Annotated in this window: 20 protein-coding genes; 10 read left to right on the top strand and 10 right to left on the bottom strand. The window is 65.0% G+C overall.

The genetic code is table 11. The features are described 5' to 3' along the window. Positions 1 to 190 precede the first annotated feature (190 nt). The 9 genes from VB672_RS14305 to mutM form a co-directional block, all read right to left on the bottom strand. Positions 191 to 805 (bottom strand): LysE family translocator, encoded by a 615-nt coding sequence (locus VB672_RS14305; RefSeq protein WP_329784860.1) that lies wholly within the window; start codon positions 803 to 805, stop codon positions 191 to 193. Between the two features lie 266 nt (positions 806 to 1,071). Further along, positions 1,072 to 1,401, bottom strand: coding sequence for a DHCW motif cupin fold protein (locus tag VB672_RS14300; RefSeq protein ID WP_329784859.1), 330 nt, complete (start codon positions 1,399 to 1,401; stop codon positions 1,072 to 1,074). Further along, positions 1,398 to 2,561 carry a DNA replication/repair protein RecF gene (gene recF, locus VB672_RS14295; RefSeq protein WP_329784858.1) on the bottom strand — a complete coding sequence of 388 codons (1,164 nt, stop codon included), beginning with the start codon at positions 2,559 to 2,561 and terminating at the stop codon, positions 1,398 to 1,400. The genes VB672_RS14300 and recF overlap by 4 nt, the downstream gene beginning before the upstream one ends. A gap of 246 nt (positions 2,562 to 2,807) precedes the next feature. After that, complete coding sequence (gene dnaN / locus VB672_RS14290; protein WP_329784857.1) at positions 2,808 to 3,926, bottom strand: DNA polymerase III subunit beta; 1,119 nt, start codon at positions 3,924 to 3,926, stop codon at positions 2,808 to 2,810. 135 nt (positions 3,927 to 4,061) lie between these two features. Beyond that, positions 4,062 to 5,513 (bottom strand): chromosomal replication initiator protein DnaA, encoded by a 1,452-nt coding sequence (gene dnaA, locus VB672_RS14285; protein WP_329784878.1) that lies wholly within the window; start codon positions 5,511 to 5,513, stop codon positions 4,062 to 4,064. Positions 5,514 to 6,343: 830 nt separating this feature from the next. Then, on the bottom strand, positions 6,344 to 6,610 hold the full coding sequence (gene rpsT, locus VB672_RS14280) for a 30S ribosomal protein S20 (RefSeq protein ID WP_114947025.1): 267 nt from the start codon (positions 6,608 to 6,610) through the stop codon (positions 6,344 to 6,346). 175 nt (positions 6,611 to 6,785) lie between these two features. Next, the gene (locus VB672_RS14275) at positions 6,786 to 7,556 is read right to left on the bottom strand and encodes a TSUP family transporter (protein ID WP_442932042.1); all 771 of its coding nucleotides are present in this window, start codon (positions 7,554 to 7,556) and stop codon (positions 6,786 to 6,788) included. 24 nt (positions 7,557 to 7,580) lie between these two features. Then, positions 7,581 to 8,354, bottom strand: coding sequence for an enoyl-CoA hydratase (locus VB672_RS14270; RefSeq protein ID WP_329784856.1), 774 nt, complete (start codon positions 8,352 to 8,354; stop codon positions 7,581 to 7,583). A gap of 110 nt (positions 8,355 to 8,464) precedes the next feature. After that, on the bottom strand, positions 8,465 to 9,358 hold the full coding sequence (gene mutM, locus VB672_RS14265) for a bifunctional DNA-formamidopyrimidine glycosylase/DNA-(apurinic or apyrimidinic site) lyase (RefSeq protein ID WP_329784855.1): 894 nt from the start codon (positions 9,356 to 9,358) through the stop codon (positions 8,465 to 8,467). A gap of 162 nt (positions 9,359 to 9,520) precedes the next feature. Between mutM and ubiE the strand changes: the two genes are divergently transcribed. From ubiE to VB672_RS14215, 10 genes are all read left to right on the top strand, one after another. Then, positions 9,521 to 10,270: a bifunctional demethylmenaquinone methyltransferase/2-methoxy-6-polyprenyl-1,4-benzoquinol methylase UbiE gene (ubiE, locus tag VB672_RS14260; RefSeq protein ID WP_329784854.1), complete on the top strand. Its 750-nt coding sequence runs from the start codon at positions 9,521 to 9,523 to the stop codon at positions 10,268 to 10,270. A 3-nt stretch (positions 10,271 to 10,273) separates the two neighbouring features. After that, on the top strand, positions 10,274 to 11,848 hold the full coding sequence (gene ubiB, locus VB672_RS14255) for a 2-polyprenylphenol 6-hydroxylase (protein ID WP_329784853.1): 1,575 nt from the start codon (positions 10,274 to 10,276) through the stop codon (positions 11,846 to 11,848). After that, entirely contained in the window at positions 11,845 to 13,059 is a 1,215-nt protein-coding gene (coaBC, locus tag VB672_RS14250; RefSeq protein ID WP_329784852.1) for a bifunctional phosphopantothenoylcysteine decarboxylase/phosphopantothenate--cysteine ligase CoaBC, read from the top strand. The genes ubiB and coaBC overlap by 4 nt, the downstream gene beginning before the upstream one ends. Continuing rightward, complete coding sequence (dut, locus tag VB672_RS14245; protein ID WP_329784851.1) at positions 13,056 to 13,511, top strand: dUTP diphosphatase; 456 nt, start codon at positions 13,056 to 13,058, stop codon at positions 13,509 to 13,511. The genes coaBC and dut overlap by 4 nt, the downstream gene beginning before the upstream one ends. A 12-nt stretch (positions 13,512 to 13,523) precedes the next feature. Continuing rightward, a complete protein-coding gene (locus VB672_RS14240) occupies positions 13,524 to 13,973 on the top strand; it encodes an RrF2 family transcriptional regulator (RefSeq protein WP_329784850.1) in 450 nt (149 codons plus the stop codon). Positions 13,974 to 14,047: 74 nt separating this feature from the next. Beyond that, positions 14,048 to 15,028: a cysteine synthase A gene (cysK, locus tag VB672_RS14235; protein ID WP_329784849.1), complete on the top strand. Its 981-nt coding sequence runs from the start codon at positions 14,048 to 14,050 to the stop codon at positions 15,026 to 15,028. A gap of 146 nt (positions 15,029 to 15,174) precedes the next feature. After that, positions 15,175 to 15,531 (top strand): hypothetical protein, encoded by a 357-nt coding sequence (locus VB672_RS14230; RefSeq protein ID WP_329784848.1) that lies wholly within the window; start codon positions 15,175 to 15,177, stop codon positions 15,529 to 15,531. A gap of 12 nt (positions 15,532 to 15,543) precedes the next feature. Then, on the top strand, positions 15,544 to 15,777 hold the full coding sequence (locus VB672_RS14225) for a hypothetical protein (RefSeq protein WP_329784847.1): 234 nt from the start codon (positions 15,544 to 15,546) through the stop codon (positions 15,775 to 15,777). Between the two features lie 14 nt (positions 15,778 to 15,791). Further along, complete coding sequence (locus tag VB672_RS14220; protein WP_329784846.1) at positions 15,792 to 16,112, top strand: hypothetical protein; 321 nt, start codon at positions 15,792 to 15,794, stop codon at positions 16,110 to 16,112. Positions 16,113 to 16,133: 21 nt separating this feature from the next. After that, a complete protein-coding gene (locus tag VB672_RS14215; RefSeq protein ID WP_329784845.1) occupies positions 16,134 to 16,298 on the top strand; it encodes a hypothetical protein in 165 nt (54 codons plus the stop codon). A gap of 94 nt (positions 16,299 to 16,392) precedes the next feature. Here the strand turns inward: VB672_RS14215 and typA are convergent, their stop codons facing one another. Continuing rightward, positions 16,393 to 18,219 carry a translational GTPase TypA gene (typA, locus tag VB672_RS14210; RefSeq protein WP_329784844.1) on the bottom strand — a complete coding sequence of 609 codons (1,827 nt, stop codon included), beginning with the start codon at positions 18,217 to 18,219 and terminating at the stop codon, positions 16,393 to 16,395. Positions 18,220 to 19,054 lie beyond the last annotated feature (835 nt).

Here is a 19,054-nt window from a genome sequence, read left to right as displayed (position 1 = left end):
TCCTTCAAGACGCGCGGAAAGGAACAGGGGCGCCCGGGTTTTGATTCGTCAGATCAGTTATTTAGGGGCGAATGGTTGAAATTTCACCCCCACGCGCCTACGCGCGCGCGGATTGGGGCGGAAAAATCCACCAAAAACTGCCGAATCGGGTGGTTTCAGGGGCGGTTCATTGCCTCAGGCAGAGCGGCCCTCACCGTGACGCAACGGCGGCCGCCGCGCCGGCCAGCAGGGCACCCGTGGTGCGATTGAGGATCCGGATCGCCCTCGGGGTGGTGAAAAGCTGCCGGGCACGGGCGGCGAGCACGATATAGCCGGCAAAGACCACCCCCAGCACGGCGAGGGTCGCCGCTGCCAGCTCCACAAAACCCAGCATCGTGATCCGGGTGAGATCGAGGATGGTGGGCAGGAGGGCGAGATAGAAAACGATGGTCTTCGGGTTGCCTAGGGTCAGCGCAAGTCCGCCGAGCAGAAGCTTGGCCGGGTGCTCGGCCCGTCTTTCCGCCTTCACGTCCTGGGCCAGAGCAGGGGCCGTCCAGATCCTGTAGGCGATGTAGAGCAGATAGGCCGCACCGGCATATTTGACGACCAGGAACACCCCGTGGAAGGCCTGAGCCAGGGCGGCGAGCCCGAGGATCGCGAAGGTCAGCCAGACCACGTCCCCGATCGCCACGCCGAGGCTGAAGACCACTGCCTCCTTCGGTCCCCTTCCCAGAACCCGTGCCACGATGGCGGCGATGCCCGGCCCCGGCGAGGCCGCGGCGATGAAGAGGGCCGAGGAGAAGAGAAGCAGGCCTGCGAGGTCCATGGTTTTCACCCGGAAGAGACAATGTTCGCCAGCATAAGCCGGAGCGGCTTCGAGAGCCATCAAGGAGTTGTGATGGGTTCGATCACGCCCGCTGACACCTGCAGCCGGTCCGCTTCACGAGGCATGATCGGGCGCAGGCTATGCGGCTGAATTCAGAGCTGACTCGAAGGCTCAGGAGCCATTCGGAAGCCCATGTGGATCGGTTGTGGCATCCGTTGGATTTTGGATCCTTGGGCCCCAAGGACGGCTCCATTTCTCAGCCGAGATCAATCAACGATAAAAAGTTTCGCGCCATTGGCTGATCGGGTTCGATGTGGTTCAGCCTGGTCGGCCACTTGAAGACTTTGACCTGTCTTGAGCGTGATGACGCGCCCGTCCTCGAGCTCGGTGATGAACTCACCTTCGAGAACAAGCACGATATGACCTTTGCTGCACCAATGATCGGCCAGGTAATTCGGCGAATATTCGACAAGACGGACCCGAATATCGTTGAATTGCTGATGTCGCGAAGTCGCCTGACCCGTCTCACCCGGGTGGAGAACAGGCTCGACGCAAGACCAGTCCGTCGTGCTGAAAGGGAAATTCAATATCTTCATGGGCGCCCCTGAACTGTAACAATATGACTAGGAGAAACATGCAAGAGATCGGCCCTTCCGTCCAGCTCCTGAAACAGGCCTGGGTCCGCCCCCGTCATCCAGACCTGCCCGCCCAGCGATTCCAGCGCCGCATAGAGGCCGGCCCGGCGGCGGGGATCGAGATGGGCGGCCACCTCGTCGAGGAGCACGAAGGGGGCGATCCCGCTCATGCTGGCGACGAGCCGGGCATGGGCGAGCACGAGCCCGATCAGCAGCGCCTTCTGCTCGCCCGTGGAGGCCGTGTTGGCCGGAATGTCCTTGGGCCCGTGGCGCACGAGAAGATCCGAGGCCTGAGGCCCCACGAGGGTGCGCCCGGCTGCCCGGTCGCGGGCACGGTGGTCGCGCAGGATCGCGCGATAGCGATCCTCGGCATCGACGGCCGGCAGGGTGGCGACGAGCCTATCGAGTTCGCCCTCAATCCCCATCGTGGCGAAGGGGAAGGGGGATTCCTCCTTGCGCGTTTCGAGGATGAGGCTGGCCAGTCGCTCCACGGTTTCGCGTCGGGCGGCGGCGACCGCGATGGCGAGCTCCGCCACCTCGCGTTCGAGCGCATCGAGCCACAGGCGGTCGTCCGGGTTTTCCTCGAGCACGCGGTTGCGCGAGCGCAACGCCCGCTCCAGCGCATTCACCCGCGTGCCGTGCTCCGCATCGACCGCGAGCACGAGCCGGTCGAGGAAGCGGCGCCGGTCGCCGGCCGGGCCTCGGAACAGAGCATCAAGGTCGGGGGTGAGCCATACGATGCGCAGGTACTCGGCAAAGGCCGTCGGCGACGAGGCGGGCATGCCGTCAATGCGGCAGACGCGCGAGGCGCGGGAGCCTTCATTCTGATGCTCGATTCCCGTCCCGAGGCGATGCTCGCCGTAGGGCGCGTCGAGGGTCACGGAAATGGCGAACGAGCCCGGCCCCTCGTTGCGTGCCATCTCTCCAAGCTCCGCGCGTCGCAAACCCCGACCGGGCATGAAGAGCGAGATCGCCTCCAGCACATTGGTCTTGCCGGCTCCGTTCTCGCCCACCAGCGCCACGAGCGGGCGCGAGACGGCGAGATCCAGGCTCGCATAGGTGCGGAAATCCTGGAGGATCAGACGGGCGATTCGGGACGCGGCAACGGGCGAGGAGGACATGCGCCCCCTTCATTCAGGAGCGGGCGCGAAAGATCAAGGGTTGCTGCGGCCCAAGCGCATTTGGATTGCTATGCTGGCCATGCATCCAGCTCACTCTTTGTCATGGCCGGGCTTGTCCCGGCCATCTCGATCATAAAGAGCGTTGTGCCTCACCTCATCACCGGCACAAGGCCGGTGATGAGGTGAGGTTTCGTTCTGAAAACGATTCCAGGTGCTGTTTTGCAGCCCCTGGATACGTGTGGTCGCTTACACCCGCATCGGCATCAGAACGTAGAGCGCGGAAGCGCCTTCGCGGTCCTGCACGATGGTGGGGGAGCCGGGATCGGCGAGCTTGAACAGGGCGGTGTCGCCGTCGAGCTGGGCTGTGATGTCGAGAAGATAGCGGGCGTTGAAGCCGATATCGATCGGCGTCGCATCGTAATCGACCTCGATCTCCTCGGTCGCACTGCCCGAATCCGGGTTGTTGACGGTGAGCGTCAGGCGGCCGTCATTGAGCGCGAGCTTCACCGCGCGACCACGCTCGGACGAGATCGTGGAGACGCGATCCACGGCCTTGGAGAAGTCGTTGCGTTCCACCACGAGAACCTTGTCGTTCCCGGCGGGGATGACGCGCTGATAATCGGGGAAGGTGCCGTCGATGAGCTTGGAGGTCAGCACCACGCCGTCGAAGGTCAGCCGTACCTTGGCGGAGGACAACTCGATGGTGATGTTTTCGGAGCCGTCCTCCACGAGCTTGACGATCTCGGCCACAGCCTTGCGCGGCACGATCACGCCGGGCATGCCCTCCGAACCGGTCGGCGCCGGGATCTCGACGCGGGCGAGGCGGTGACCGTCCGTGGCGACCGCCCGCATGACGATGGAGCCGCCCGCATCGATCGTGTGGAGATAGATGCCGTTGAGGTAATAGCGCGTCTCTTCCGTCGAGATGGCGAATTGCGTCTTCTCGATCAGGCGCTTGAGATCGGCGGCTGCCAGCGTGAAGCGGTGCGGCAGGTCGCCGGCGGCGAGATCCGGGAAGTCGCTTTCCGGCAGGGCCTGCAGCATGAAGCGCGAGCGGCCGGAGCGGATCTGCATCTGGCCCATATCGGCGGTCATTTCGAGCGAGACCTGGGCGCCGTCCGAGAGCTTGCGCACGATGTCGTAGATCATGTAGGCCGGCACCGTGGTCGAACCGGCCTCCGTGATCTCGGCGGGGATGGTTTCCGTCACCTCGATGTCGAGATCCGTGGCCTTGAGACGAAGCGACCTTTCGTCCGCGCGCAGCAGGACGTTCGACAGGATCGGAATGGTGTTGCGGCGCTCGACGACGCGGTGCACATGCCCCAGCGCCTTCAGCAGAGCGGCGCGCTCAACGGTAACTCTCATAACCTAGCACCCGGTTTCGGTGAAATTCTTGGCCCGATCCCGCTCAGGACGAGCCTCGAGCGGGACAAGCAGGGCAGCAATGTTGGCTTTTGTCGCCAGAGAAAGCAAGGCCGGGGGTGACCCGGCCCGGAGGGCTTACTCCTGCAGCATCCGCTTGAGGAGTTCGACCTCATCGGAGAGGGCGTGGTCCTCGCCCAGGGCTTTCTCGATCTTGCGCACGGCATGGAGCACCGTGGTGTGATCGCGCCCGCCGAAGCGGCGGCCGATCTCCGGCAGGGAACGCAGCGTCAGCACCTTGGACAGGTACATGGCGATCTGGCGCGGGCGCACCACGGCGGCGGTGCGGCGCTCCGAGAGGATGTCGGAGCGGGAGACGTTGTAGCGGGAGGCCACCAGCTTCTGGATGTCCTCGATCTTGACCCGTTTGGGCTCCCGGTTGCGCACCAGGTCGCGGATGGCTGTCTCGGCGGTTTCCAGCGTGATGGCCGAGCTGGTGAGTGTCGCATGGGCGAGCAGGCGGTTCACGGCGCCTTCGAGGTCGCGTCCGTTGGCCGTGATGGCGCGGGCCACGTAGGCGATCACGTTCGGGCCCACCTCGAAGGTGGGATGGATCGTCCTCAGGGCCTCGATCCGGGTGGTGAGGATCGAGGTGCGCAGCGCTTCGTCGAGAGCGCTGACCTCGACCACGAGGCCGCCGGCGAGGCGCGAGCGCACGCGCTCGTCCAGGTTCTCCAGATCCGCCGGCGGACGGTCGGCGGCGATCACGATCTGGCGGCCCGCATCGATGAGGGCGTTCAGCGTATGGCCGAATTCCTGCTGAATCTGCTTGCCTTGGATGAACTGCACGTCGTCGATGATGAGCAGGTCGATGCCTCGAAGGCGTTCCTTGAAGGCGAGCGACGTCTGGGCTTTCAGGGAAGCGACGAAGCCGTACATGAAGCGATCGGCCGTCAGGTAGATGACGCGGCGGCCTTGGGCACGGACCTCATGGCCGATGGCATGAAGAAGGTGCGTCTTGCCGAGCCCCACGCCCGCGTGGAGATAAAGCGGGTTGTAGATCGCCTGGCCGTTCTGCGCATGCGCCACTCGGTCCGCCGCCGCATGGGCGAGAGCGTTGGAGCGTCCGACGATGAAGCTCTCGAAGGTGAGGCGGGAATCGAGCGGCGCACCGCCGAGATCGCCATTCTCGCCGCGCTCCTCCTGAGGAGCGGCCGCCGAGGGAGTTTTGATCTCCCCGGCCATGCTCGGCATCGCCATGGATGCGGTTGGAGCCGGACGGGGCGCTTCGCTCGCCCGGCGCTGGGCCGCAGGATCGCGCCCGAGGGTGCTGCGCACGCCGATGGACACGCGCTCCACGTCGCCAGCCTCCGAGCGGTAAACCGCCAGCACCCGGTCGGCGTAATGGGATTCGATCCAGCTCTTCAGGAAGCGGGTCGGAACGGTGAGATAGGCGCAGCCCTCGACCACCGAATCCAGCTCCAGGCGACCGAACCAGCTCGCGAAGATGTCCTCCCCCAGTTCGGCCCGGAGACGGCGCTTGACCCGCGCCCACACATCCGATGCCGATTGTTCGCCCGGGGCCTCCATGCCGTTCTCGCTGGGAGCGGCAAAGGTGCGGTGATCTTCGCTGCGATACATCAATGTTCCTCCACGAGGTTCCGCCTCCTTTAAGGTCGGAAACCCCCACGCATGACCCGTTCCGAACACCAGGGCACAAAGGCCTCACAGGTTATCCAAAACGTGGCGCCCCCAATTGTACTAAAGATTATTTTAACGCTTTTAAGTGGAGACGATCGCTGACTGTCGTCCCCTTTGTCTTCACTCAAGGTCTATCAAGTTTACCTCTCGGTAATGGACGAGCCTTCGCTTGCTTCCTGAGAGAGTGAAACAACGACTGATCCCCGCACATGGTGGTTTTAGTTCGAGCTTTGAGTGAATGACTTCACGGCGAGCCGTTGAAGCACATTGACCTTACACAGGGTGCAGGACGGGGTGCAATACGGCCGAGTCGGCTTGCAGGCGCTTGCAAGCCTCTTGCTGCGTTCACAGCCTCGTCCACAGCTTTTGAATCTGGGCTTTAAAGTCCTGACTCTTCAACTGATTCACTGTTCCACCACAGCCTGTCCGCAGGGGCGAAAAAAGAGTCTTTTCGCAACCTTGATTCAGAACCGATTCGCCTCGACTCGGGAGGTGATTCTGATGCTTCGCGATGCTTTGCCTGCTAAGCTGTTGAAGAAACTAAATGTTTTATGTGCGGTTTGAATCCGGTCTGTGGAGCTTTCAACCGGTCAGCCGAGGATAAAGTCAAGCTGTCGTGTGGATAAAATTTGAAGCCGGAATTCCAGCTCAGAAACGAAAAAACCCGGCCTCGCGGCCGGGTCTGATCAACGATGAAAAGTCAGCTCTGGAAGCTGCTTTTAAGCGCTCAGCGTCTTGATGCGGCTCGCGAGGCGCGAGACCTTCCGAGACGCGGTGTTCTTGTGCACGATGCCCTTCTGAGCCGCGCGCATCATCTCCGGCTCGGCGGCGCGCAGGGCGGCGACTGCCTCGGTCTGATTGCCAGCGGCGATCGCCTCTTCAACCTTGCGGACGAAGGTCCGCATCCGGCTGCGACGCGACTTGTTGATCGCGGTGCGCTTCGCGATCTTGCGGGTCATCTTCTTGGCGGACACGGTGTTGGCCATGGCCCATCCTCGTTCTTTTCAAAATCCCGATGCGCCAAGCTCGAGCCCGTCGTGAGCTCCGGCAGCGATCGGTTGATTGCATGGAAACCGAAGAGCCCGCGGGACGCGCGGGCTCATGTGAGGCGGCTTATAGACGCGATGCCTGCGAACGTCAACGTCCATGGGCCTTTGCGCGTCAAAAAAGCGCCTGAAGGGCTTGGCGCCACGGGTTTGCGGGGTCGAGAAGGAGCCTCAGCGCCATGAGGCTCGACACCACGACCAGGAGCGGGCGGATGACCCGGGAGCCCAGCCGCATGGCCAGCCGGGAGCCGATCTGGGCGCCGAGAAACGAGGTGCCCGCCATGATGAGCCCGACAGGCCAGACCACGGCACCCGTCGTCGCGTAGAGAAGGAGGCTGCCGAAATTGCTGGCGAAATTGACAAGCTTGGTATGGGCGGTCGCCTTCACCACCCCGTAGCCGAGGAGCGTCACGAAGGCGAGCATATAGAAGGAGCCGGCGCCCGGCCCGAAGATGCCGTCATAGAAGCCGATGGCGACCGGCGCGGTGAGCCCGAAGCCGAGCGCCGTCATCCGAGCCTGGGCATCCTCGTCCTTCATCCTGCGCGACAAGGCGAAGAAGAGCGCGATGGCGATCAGCAGGATCGGGATCAGCGCCTCGAGCACGGAGCGCGGCAGAAATTGCACGCAGAGCGCCCCCGCGATGCTGCTGAGAAAGGCCACCAGGGTGAAGCCCCCGGCCTTGCGCCAATCGATCAAGCCTTTGCGCGCGAAGCTGTAGGTCGCGGAGGCGGCCGCGAAAGAGCCCTGCACCTTGTTGGTGGCGATCGCCTGGGCCGGGTCGAGCCCTGCGAGCAGGAGCGCCGGCACAGTCAGGAGCCCTCCGCCTCCGGCGATGGCGTCCACAAAGCCCGCGAGAAAGGAGACCGCGGCAAGAGCCGCGATCATGTCGAAGCCGATATCGATCACGGTCTACTGGTTCTTGAACTCGGCTGCGCGCTTCCCGACGAAGGCCGACATGCCTTCCTTCTGGTCGGCCGTGGCGAACATGGCGTGGAACAGGCGCCGCTCGAACCGGATGCCCTCGGACAGGGATACCTCGTCGGCGCGGTTGATGGTTTCTTTCGTCATCATGGCGATGGGCAGCGACATGGACGCGATGGTCTCGGCCGTCTTCAAGGCCTCGGTGAGAAGATCGGCGAGCGGCACCACCCGGGCCACGAGACCGGAGCGCTCGGCCTCCTCGGCTCCCATCGTCCGGCCCGTCAGGCACATCTCCATGGCTTTGGCCTTGCCGATGAGCCGGGTCAGGCGCTGGGTGCCGCCCATGCCCGGCATGACGCCGAGCTTGATCTCCGGCTGACCGAACTTGGCGTTGTCCGCCGCGATGATGAAGTCGCACATCATGGCGAACTCGCAGCCGCCGCCGAGCGCAAAGCCCGCCACCGCGGCGATCATGGGCTTGCGCCGGCTGGACACCTTCTCCCAGCCGGAGAAGAAATCGGCCATGTAGGTGTGCGGGTAGGTGAGCTCGGCCATCTCCTTGATGTCGGCGCCTGCGGCAAAGGCTTTGTCCGAGCCGGTGATGACGATGCAGCCGATGGTCTGATCCGCCTCGAAGGCGTCGAGCGCCTGGTTCACCTCGTTCAGCAGCGCCGAATTGAGGGCGTTCAGGGCCTGGGGCCGGTTGAGGGTGATCAGTCCCACCTTGCCGCGCGTCTCAACGAGAATCGTCTCAAAAGCCATGCCGGCGTCTCCTCAGCGCTCCGATGAGACACCGGTAGGCGAGGGCGGGCGACGCGGCAAGAGCAAATCCGGCAGCCCTGCCTTCACCTTTCGGCAGAGCATGGGGCATCTCAGGTGCGCGAGCGCTTCTGGCATTCCGGACAATAGAAGGTGGAGCGTCCGGACTGGACGAGCCGGGCCACCGTGCCGGTGCAGGCGGGGGTCGCGCAGGGCTCTCCCTCCCGGTCGTAGACCCGGAAGGAATGCTGGAAATAACCGAGCGAACCGTCCACCTGTGCGTGATCGCGCAGGGTCGAGCCGCCAGCCTCGACCGCCTCGGTGAGCACGTCCCGGATGACATCGGCCAATTGGTAGGCCTTGTCGGTTGGCTCCCCTTTCTTTGTCACGAGCGAGCCGGCCGGGGCCTCCGGGTGGAGTCCGGTGCGAAACAAAGCCTCACAAACATAGATGTTGCCGAGGCCTGCAATGAGGCGCTGGTCGAGGAGGGCGGCTTTCAAGGGCGTGCGCTTGCCGGCGAAAAGCCTCGCGATGGTCTCCCCCGAGAGCTCGTTGCCCAGAGGCTCGATCCCCATACCGGCAAAATGCTTCGACGTCTCGATGGCCGACCGGGGCACCAGATCCATGAAGCCGAAGCGGCGGGCATCGTTATAGGTGACGGCGGCCCCGTTGGAGAGCTGGAACACCACATGGTCGTGGGCTCCCAGGCCACCGTGCTCGTGGTGGAACTCCCCCGGCATGCGGGTGGTCCCGCCCTGGGTCACCAGAAACCGGCCGGACATGCCCAGATGCATGACGAGCACCTCTCCGGACGAGAGATCGGCGAGGAGATATTTGGCCCGCCGGCCCAGGGCCGTCACCTCCTGGCCTTCCAGCCGCTCGGTGAACCGCTCCGGAAAGGGAAAGCGCAGGTCGGGCCGGCGCTGGGTCACCTTGGTGAACCGGGCGCCGACCATGGCGGGCTCCAGGCCGCGGCGCACGGTTTCGACTTCGGGCAGTTCGGGCATCAACCATCTCTCGGCTTCTTGAGACCTCTTACATAGCCATCCGGTCCCGCTTCCGCTATGGATCGCGACACTGGCGCATCGTGCGGAAAAGGGGATCCGGTTTTCGCTGACGCGGCCCTTCGGGTCCGGTGCTCTAAAATGACGAGAGGTTTGGTGAAGATCATGACCGACGAGAACACCCATTTCGGGTTCCAGTCCGTGCCGCTCGGCGAGAAGCAGGGCAAGGTCAACGAGGTCTTCCGTTCGGTAGCGAGCCGCTACGACCTGATGAACGACCTCATGTCGGCCGGGCTCCACCGCCTCTGGAAGGACGCCCTCGTGTCGACCCTGCGGCCGCCTCGGGACCGGCCGTTCCGTCATCTCGACGTCGCCGGTGGCACCGGCGACGTGGCCTTCCGGATCCTGGACGAGAGCGGCCCGCAGACCCGTGTGACCGTGCTCGACATCAATGGCGAGATGCTCAAAGTCGGCGCCGAGCGGGCCGGCCATCGCTACGAGGGACGCATCGACTTCGTCGAGGCCAACGCGGAGGAGCTGCCGCTCGAATCCAAGACCTACGATGCCTACACCATCGCCTTCGGCATCCGGAACGTGCCGCGCATCGATGCGGCGCTTCGCGAGGCGCACCGGGTGCTCAAACCCGGCGGCCGCTTCCTCTGCCTCGAATTCTCGAAGGTGGACGTGCCGGTCCTCGACAAAGTCTATGACGCCTATTCCTTCAACGTCATCCCGAGGCTCGGGGCCATGGTGACAGGCGACGCGGAATCCTACCAGTATCTGGTGGAATCGATCCGCCGCTTCCCGACGCCGGCCGCCTTCGCACGGATGATCGAGGAGGCGGGTTTCAAGCGTGTCACCCACCGCACGCTCACGGCAGGTGTCGTGGCCATTCACTCGGGCTGGAAGATCTGACCCGTGATCGGAAGCCTTGTTCATCTCGCCCGCAACCTGCGCGCCGGTTTCGTCCTGGCCCGTGAAGGCGCGCTTGCACTCGTCGATCCGAGCGCCCTGCCGCCTGCCGCCCGCTTCGGTCTGCGGATGGCACGGCTCATCGAGCGGCCGCAGGCCGGCGACGGCGCGGCGCGGCTCTCCAAGGCGCTGACGCGGCTCGGGCCATCCTACGTGAAGTTCGGCCAGTTCCTGGCGACCCGTCCCGACATCGTCGGCGTGGCGGCGGCACGCGATCTGGAGCGTCTGCAGGATCGCATGCCGCCCTTCCCGCGGGCGGAAGCGGTGCGCATGGTCGAGATCGCGCTCGGCCGTCCCATCGACGAGCTGTTCCTGGAGTTCAGCGAGCCGATCGCGGCAGCCTCCATCGCGCAGGTCCACAAAGCCCGCATCCGCACGGCGGAGGGCGAGGAAACGATCGCCGTCAAGGTCGTCCGGCCCGGCGTGCGCGAGGGCTTCGCCCGTGATCTCCAGGCCATGCGCGCCGCGGCCCGCCTGTTCGAGCGGGTCGTTCCCGACGCGCGCCGCCTCAAGCCGCTGGAAATCGTGGAGGCGCTGGCCCGCTCCGTCTCCGTCGAGATGGATCTGCGCCTGGAAGCCGCTGCGGTCTCGGAGCTGGCGGAGAACACCAAGGACGACCCGGATTTTCGCGTGCCGAAGCCGGAATGGGATCTCACCGCCCGCGATGTGCTCACCACCACCTGGATCGAAGGCATCCGCCTCAGCGATCTGGCGGGAATCGAGGCGGCGGGCCTCGACCGGGTCGCGCTCGGGCGCACGGTGATCCAGTCCTTCCTGCGCCATGCCATCCGTGACGGCTATTTTCATGCCGACATGCATCCCGGCAACCTGTTCGTGGATGCGCAAGGCCGTCTCGTGGCCGTCGATTTCGGCATCATGGGCCGGCTCGGCATGAAGGAGCGGCGCTTCCTGGCTGAAATTCTCTTAGGCTTCATCCGCCGCGATTATCTGCGGGTGGCGCAGGTGCATTTCGAGGCCGGCTACGTGCCACCGCATCATTCGGTGGAGGATTTCGCGCAGGCTATTCGGGCCATCGGGGAGCCGATCCACGACCGCCGTGCCGACGAGATCTCCATGGCGAAGCTGCTCACGCTGCTCTTCGAGATCACGGCCCTGTTCGACATGGCGACGCGCATCGAGCTCGTCATGCTGCAGAAGACCATGGTGGTGGTGGAAGGCGTTGCCCGTAACCTCGATCCGAAGCTCGACATGTGGACCACGTCCGAGCCTGTGGTGCGCGACTGGATCGAGCGCAACCTGGGGCCTCTCGGCCGCGCCGAGCAGGCGGGACGCGGCCTGTGGACGCTCGCCGGCGTGATCGGCGACTTGCCGGAGCTGGCGCTTCGGGCCGAGCGGGTGCTCAACCAGCTTGAGGACGTAACGGCACGGGGCGTCGCGCTCGATCAGGACAGCGTCGCGGCCATCGGCCGGGCCGAGGCGCGGGGTAACCGCTGGGGCGTGGCGGCCTTGTGGATCATCGCCGCCTCGCTGATGATCATGCTGTTCAGGGGCTTCGCATGACGGCGCTTTCAGGCAAACGCATCCTCCTCGTCATCGGCGGCGGCATCGCGGCCTACAAATCGCTCGACCTTGTCCGCCGCCTGCGCGAGCGCGGTGCCTCCGTCCGCTGCATCCTGACGGCTGGCGCTCAAGCATTCATCACGCCGCTTGCCGCCTCGGCCCTCACGGGCCAGCGCTCGCACACGGACCTCTTCGACCGCGAGGACGAGGCGGATATCGGCCATATCCGCCTGGCCCGTGACGCGGATCTCGTGGTCGTCGCGCCGGCCACGGCCAATCTCATGGCGAAGATGGCGGGAGGACATGCGGACGATCTCGCCTCCACGGTGCTGCTCGCCACCACGCTGCCGATCCTGATCGCGCCGGCCATGAACGTGCGCATGTGGCTGCATCCGGCGACGCAGCGCAATCTGGAGACGCTCAAGGCAGACGGCATTCATGTGGTCGGGCCCAACGACGGCGCCATGGCGGAGGCCGAGTTCGGTCCGGGCCGCATGGCCGAGCCGCTCGAGATTGCGGCTGCGGTCGAACGCTTGCTCGCACCGTCGGGACCGCTTGCCGGCAGGCATGTGATCGTGACGTCTGGACCGACGCACGAGCCCATCGATCCGGTGCGTTACATCGCCAATCGCTCCTCCGGCAAGCAGGGCCATGCGATCGCAAAAGCAGCTGCCGAAGCGGGCGCACGCGTCACGCTGATCACGGGTCCCGTGACGCTGCCCGATCCTGTCGGCGTGACCACCGTGCACGTGGAAAGCGCCCGCGAGATGCTGCAGGCCGTGGAGAGCGCCTTGCCGGCCGATATCGGGATCTTTGCGGCCGCCGTCGCCGATTGGCGCGTGGCCAATGCGGGCGAGCAGAAGATCAAGAAGAAGGACGGTGCGCTGCCGAACCTGTCGCTTGCTGAAAATCCCGATATTCTCGCCACCATCGCGCATCGCACCGAGAACCGCCCGCCGCTCATGGTGGGCTTCGCGGCCGAAACCGAGCATGTGATCGAGCATGCCAAGCAGAAGCTCGCCAAGAAGGGCTGCGATCTCATCATCGCCAACGATGTGTCGACCGAAGGCGGCGTCATGGGAGGAGACAGCAATACCGTGCATCTCGTCACCGCCGAGGATGTGGAGACTTGGCCGACCCTGTCGAAAACCGACGTGGCCAAAAAGCTCGTCGAGCGCTTGAGCACCATGGTGGAAGGCGCGAAGCCATGAGTCGCTCCTTGCGCATCCAGCGTCTCGCCCACGCGGCCGATCTGCCTCTGCCGCGCTATGAGACCGCCGGAGCGGCGGGAATGGATCTCGTCGCGGCCAATCCAGGCGACGCGCCGATCATCCTGCAGCCGATGCAGCGGGCTCTCGTACCAACCGGTCTCGTGCTCCAGCTCGAACCCGGCTTCGAAGCGCAGGTGCGGCCCCGCTCGGGGCTTGCCTTCAAACATGGGGTGACCGTGCTCAATGCGCCGGGCACGATCGATGCGGATTTCCGCGGCGAGGTGCAGGTGCTTCTCGTCAATCTCGGGGCCGAGCCCTTCACCGTCGCCCGCGGCATGCGCATCGCCCAAATGGTGATTGCACCGGTCACTATGGTAGAACCGGTCGAGGTGCGCCAAGTCGACGAGACGGACCGCGCTGCAGGCGGCTTCGGGTCGACGGGACTGGGGTAAGGGAGCACTCGCATGAACTTTCTCTCGCGCCGCTCGCTTCTCGCCATCGCTGCCGTCACCGACATCGCCCTTCATGCCAGGCCCATGCCGGTCTCGGCCAAGGCGCTCGCCGCCCGGCACAACCTGCCCCCGCGCTACCTGGAGCCGGTCCTGCAGGCCCTGGTCCGCCAGGGGATCCTGAAGGGTGTGCGCGGCCCCCGCGGCGGCTATGAGCTGGCCCGCGAGCGGCGTCGGATCACAGCAGGCGACATCGTGCGCATCGCCATGTCGGCCTTGGAGGAAGACGGCTCGTCGCCGGTGCCGGAATCGCGCCTCGCCGAGGCCGTCGTGTCTCCCCTGGTCCAGCGCGGAACCGAGGCCTTCCTGGCCGAGCTCGACAAAGTGACGGTGGAGGATTTGTGCCAGAAGGCGCAGGCGGAATCGGCCGTCGACACGGTGCCTACCGTTGATTTTACGATCTGACGTGTGAATTGAGGTAAATATCGACACTCTGCGGGGAAAAGGCTAAGTTTTCGCTGATCTGAAGGAGGAAACCTATGGCTGACACTGCCCATCTGTCGGGTTCCGAGACAAAGCCCGGCCGCGGCCGCATCTACGGCTCAATCACGGAAACCATCGGCAATACCCCGCTCGTGCGCCTCAACCGGCTGCCCAAGGAGCGCGGGATCGACGCCGAGATCCTCGTCAAGCTCGAGTTCTTCAATCCGATTTCGAGCGTGAAGGACCGCATCGGCGTCAGCATGATCGAAGCCATGGAGGCGGCCGGCAGGATCAACCCCGACACGACTCTGATCGAGCCGACCTCCGGCAACACCGGCATCGCGCTCGCCTTCGTGGCCGCAGCGCGCGGCTACCGCCTGATCCTGGTGATGCCCGAAACCATGTCGATCGAGCGCCGCAAGATGCTGGCCTATCTCGGTGCGGAACTCATCCTGACCCCTGGCCCCATGGGGATGAAGGGTGCCGTGGCCAAGGCCGAGGAACTCCTGAACGAGATCCCGAACTCCGTCATTCCGCAGCAGTTCAAGAACCCGGCCAATCCGGAAATCCATCGCAAGACCACGGCGGAGGAAATCTGGAACGACACCAACGGCCAGTTCGACGCCTTCGTGGCGGGTGTCGGCACCGGCGGCACGATCACGGGCGTCGCTCAGGTGATCAAGCCGCGCCTGCCGAACATGAAGGTCATCGCCGTGGAGCCGGAGGATTCTCCCGTCCTCTCCGGCGGCCAGCCCGGCCCGCACAAGATCCAGGGCATCGGCGCCGGCTTCGTGCCGGATGTCCTCGACCGGTCGCTGATCGACGACGTGGTGACGGTAGGCAACCAGACGGCGTTCGATACGGCGCGCCAGCTCGCCAAGCTCGATGGCATCCCCGGCGGCATCTCCACCGGCGCCAATGTGGCGGCGGCCCTGGAAGTAGCCGCGCGCCCCGAGTTCAGGGGCAAGCGCATCATCACGGTCGCGCCCTCCTTCGCCGAGCGCTACATCTCGAGCGCGTTGTTCGAAGGCCTCTGATCGTTTCATCGCACCCATCGACCCGAGGGCGGCGTCACGGCCGCCCTTTTTGTTTGCGGCCGCCCCAAGCGTGGCCAGAACTTCGCCCCGCCCGCTGGGTTCTCCTTGCACGCCCGAAATTCGAACGATGTTTCAAGGAGTTCATCATGGCGGAACGCAAGGCGCCTCATTCGTTGAAGGACCAAACGGCGGATCAGATCCGCAACGAGCAGCGCGGCGGCACCGACAGCCCCGTCGATCCGAACCGGGACGGCGGCATCGAGGGCAACGCCACCCTGCGGCGGGTGTGGAGCGAGCCCGGCGGCGAGGCCTACAATTACCGCCAGGGGCAGACCGGCCAGACCAGCAAGGCCGGCATGGACGGTCATGACGAGCTCACGGCCGCCGAGACGCCAGAGGCCACCAAGCACCTGAGCGACGCGACCCTTTCGCCCGAGGACAAGGATGCGACCGCCGAGGCCATTGACCGGGCAACCGCCGTGAACGGCAAGCAGCAGGGTTGAGAGGAGAGCGCGATGGGCAATGCAGGCTACGGCAACCACACCGACGATACGAAGAAAGACGTCGAGTCCAAGCGTCTCGACCCGCAGGGCAATCCGCAGGATTCCTCCCAAAAGCAGGCTGGCGACAAGCAGCCGGCGGCGGGTCCCCATAGCAAGCCGTCGCTGACCAATCCGGATTCGACCCCCGGCACGGGGGCCCTGCCGGACGCCGGCGACCGCGACGCGACGGATTCGACAAGCTCGTAAGGACGATGAGCACCATGACCCGGAACAAGAATGAGGGACCCCGCGTCCCGACGGAACGTCCCGATCCTGAAGAGGCCGGGCGCGACCCCGGTCCCGGCGCCCAGGACCGCCCCGGCTTCGATCTCGGCGGTGCGGTGGATCCCTCCAACAAGACTCAGGTGGGCTCCGGCACCATCCCCGGCGGCCCGAAGGGCAGCCCCGCGAGCGGCACCGATGCCGGAGGCCGTGCGACCGGGCTCACCGATCCGAGCGGCTCGCGCTCTCTCGGCAATGAGGGCGACGCGGGCTCCGATTCCGGCTCCGGGCCGACCGGCGGCTCCGGCGGTCCCACCTGAAGCAGCAAAGGAATGACAGCGATGGCAAAATCCGACGACAAGTCCAAGCAGGCGACGGAAGAGGATATCAGCGCTCCCCGGCTAACCCCGCAGGGCCGCGAGAACCCCGAAGCCTCGGGCGAGGATTCGACGAACCCGATGGGGGAAGGGGCGAAGAAAGGCCAGAGCAGCAAGGCTGAAGGATAGGCCTCCTCATCACCGACCATGACGAAGCAGGCCATCAAGACGGAAAAGGCCGCCCCGAAGGGCGGCCTTTCATCATCGGCATAAGGCACTGCCTTTAAGCGCTCAGCGCTTCCTTCTGCTTCTCGGCGCGCTTGCGGTCGTTCGGGTCGAGGATCGCCTTGCGGATGCGGATCGACTTCGGCGTGACTTCCACGAGCTCGTCGTCTTCGATCCAGGCGAGCGAACGCTCGAGCGTCATGCGGATCGGCGGCGTCAGGCGCACCGCTTCGTCCTTGGAGGTCGTGCGGATATTGGTGAGCTTCTTGCCCTTGAGCACATTCACCTCGAGATCGTTCTCGCGGTTGTGCTCGCCGATGATCATACCCTGATAGACCTTCCAGCCGGGCTCGATCATCATCGGGCCGCGATCCTCCAGGTTCCACAGGGCGTAGGCCACGGCCTCGCCCGAGTCGTTGGAAATCAGCACGCCGTTACGCCGTCCCGCGATCTCGCCCTTGTAGGGCTCATAGGCGTGGAACAGCCGGTTCATGATCGCAGTGCCGCGGGTGTCGGTCAGAAGCTCGCTCTGGTAGCCGATGAGGCCGCGGGTCGGAGCGTAGAACACGAGGCGCTGGCGGTTGCCGCCCGACGGCTTCATCTCGATCATATCGGCGCGGCGCTCGGACATCTTCTGCACCACGACGCCGGAATGCTCCTCGTCCACGTCGATGACCACTTCCTCGATGGGCTCGAGAAGTTGACCGTTCTCGTCCTTCTCGAACACCACGCGGGGACGCGACACGGCGAGCTCGAAGCCCTCGCGGCGCATGGTCTCGATCAGGATCGCGAGCTGCAGCTCGCCGCGACCGGAGACGTAGAACGAATCCTTGTCGGCCGCTTCCTCGATCTTGAGGGTCACGTTGCCTTCCGCTTCCTTGAACAGGCGGTCGCGGATCATGCGGCTCGTCACCTTGTCGCCCTCGGTGCCGGCCAGGGGTGAGTCGTTGACGATGAAGGACATGGTCACGGTCGGCGGATCGATGGGCTGCGCCTGGATCGGGATGTCGTTCTCGGGCGCGCAAAAGGTATCGGCCACCGAGCCCTTCACGAGTCCCGCGATAGACACGATGTCGCCCGCCTCGCCGACCTCGATCGGCTGGCGCTCCAGGCCGCGGAACGCGAGGATCTTGGACACGCGGCCGGTCTCGACCACCTTGCCCTCACGGTCGAGCACCTTGATCGACTGGTTCGGCCTCACCGTGCCGGAGGCGATTCGGCCGGTGACGATGCGGCCCAGGAAGGGGTTGGCTTCGAGCAGCGTTCCGAGCATGCGGAACGGGCCGTCCTCGGTCTTCGCCGGCGGCACGTGCTCGAGCACCAGGTCGAACAGAGGCGCCAGGCCCTCGTCGCTCGGACCTTCCGGGGATTTGGCCATCCAGCCGTTGCGGCCCGATCCGTAGAGAATCGGGAAGTCGAGCTGCTCGTCGGTGGCGTCGAGCGCCGCGAACAGGTCGAACACTTCGTTGATGACCTCCGTGTGGCGGGCATCGGGACGGTCGATCTTGTTGATCGCCACGATGGGCTTGAGGCCGATCTTGAGGGCCTTGGAGACCACGAACTTGGTCTGCGGCATCGGGCCTTCGGCCGCGTCCACGAGCACGATGGCGCCGTCGACCATGCTCAGGATGCGCTCCACCTCGCCGCCGAAATCGGCGTGACCGGGGGTGTCGACGATGTTGATCCGGGTGTCCTTCCAGACCACCGAGGTGGCCTTCGCCAGGATGGTGATGCCGCGCTCCTTCTCCAGGTCGTTCGAGTCCATGGCGCGCTCTTCCACGCGCTGGTTCTCGCGGAAGCTGCCGGATTGCTGGAGCAGCTTGTCGACGAGGGTGGTCTTGCCGTGGTCGACGTGGGCGATGATGGCGATATTGCGTAGTTTCATAAGGGGTCTTTCAAAGCAAAGCGGCCCGGCACGCGGCAAGCGTCGCCGCGCCCCTGGCTCGTACCGGGCGAAATCTGATGCGCTGCAATATAATGATAAGAGAGCGGCGGCAATAGGGCAGGGTGACACCTTTCTGGGCAAAGCGGCCAGCACCTTCAGGCCCAGGGCCGGTGAGCCCTGAGCCGGAAGGATGATCGAGGGTGGCGCGAGTGGCAGCCCGGCTCGATGATGATGGTGGGAGATGGAAGAGCCGGACGGCACCTCGCGCACGGTTCTTTTCAGGCGGACCAGCTGGGACGACACCCAAGGTCGGCCTCCTGCGCTCCCAGGCGTGCGAGGCCTGCCGCAGGACCGTGCCGGCTCCCGTCACTGCGACGCCTCGCGAGCGCGCCCCTCGCAGGAACCGATCTGGGCACCACCCTAGCTCAGGTGTAACTCTGTGTCAAGAACAAAGTGAGAACATAGCGTTGCATCACAGCAGTGCCACCCCGCTCCCACCCTCCCACGTCATCACCGGCCTCGTGCCGGTGATCCCGATCTTGTGAAGCGCCGTGCTCTACGGATCGGGATGGCCGGGACTGATCCCCGGATCAAGTCCGGGACGGCCATGACGGCGTAGAGGTGGGCGTCAGGATCGGGCCGCTTCCCGGACCATGGCCCATTATCATGACAAGCAAGCTGTGAACCGGAACAATGCCATTCCACCATCGACTCTTCCGATCCGCCCGGAATGATGCGTGGGGCGATTGTCATACCGGATCCTGCCGCTCACATCCCATCATGGGAAACATTGAAGGAACGTAGCGGCGGCCTAAATGGCAGGAGATCCTCTGCC

Origin of the sequence: Microvirga sp. CF3016, from assembly GCF_036314085.1 — a bacterium.
GTDB lineage: Bacteria > Pseudomonadota > Alphaproteobacteria > Rhizobiales > Beijerinckiaceae > Microvirga.
Note: the sequence above shows the minus strand (reverse complement) of the source record. Positions and strands in the feature narration are given on the sequence as shown.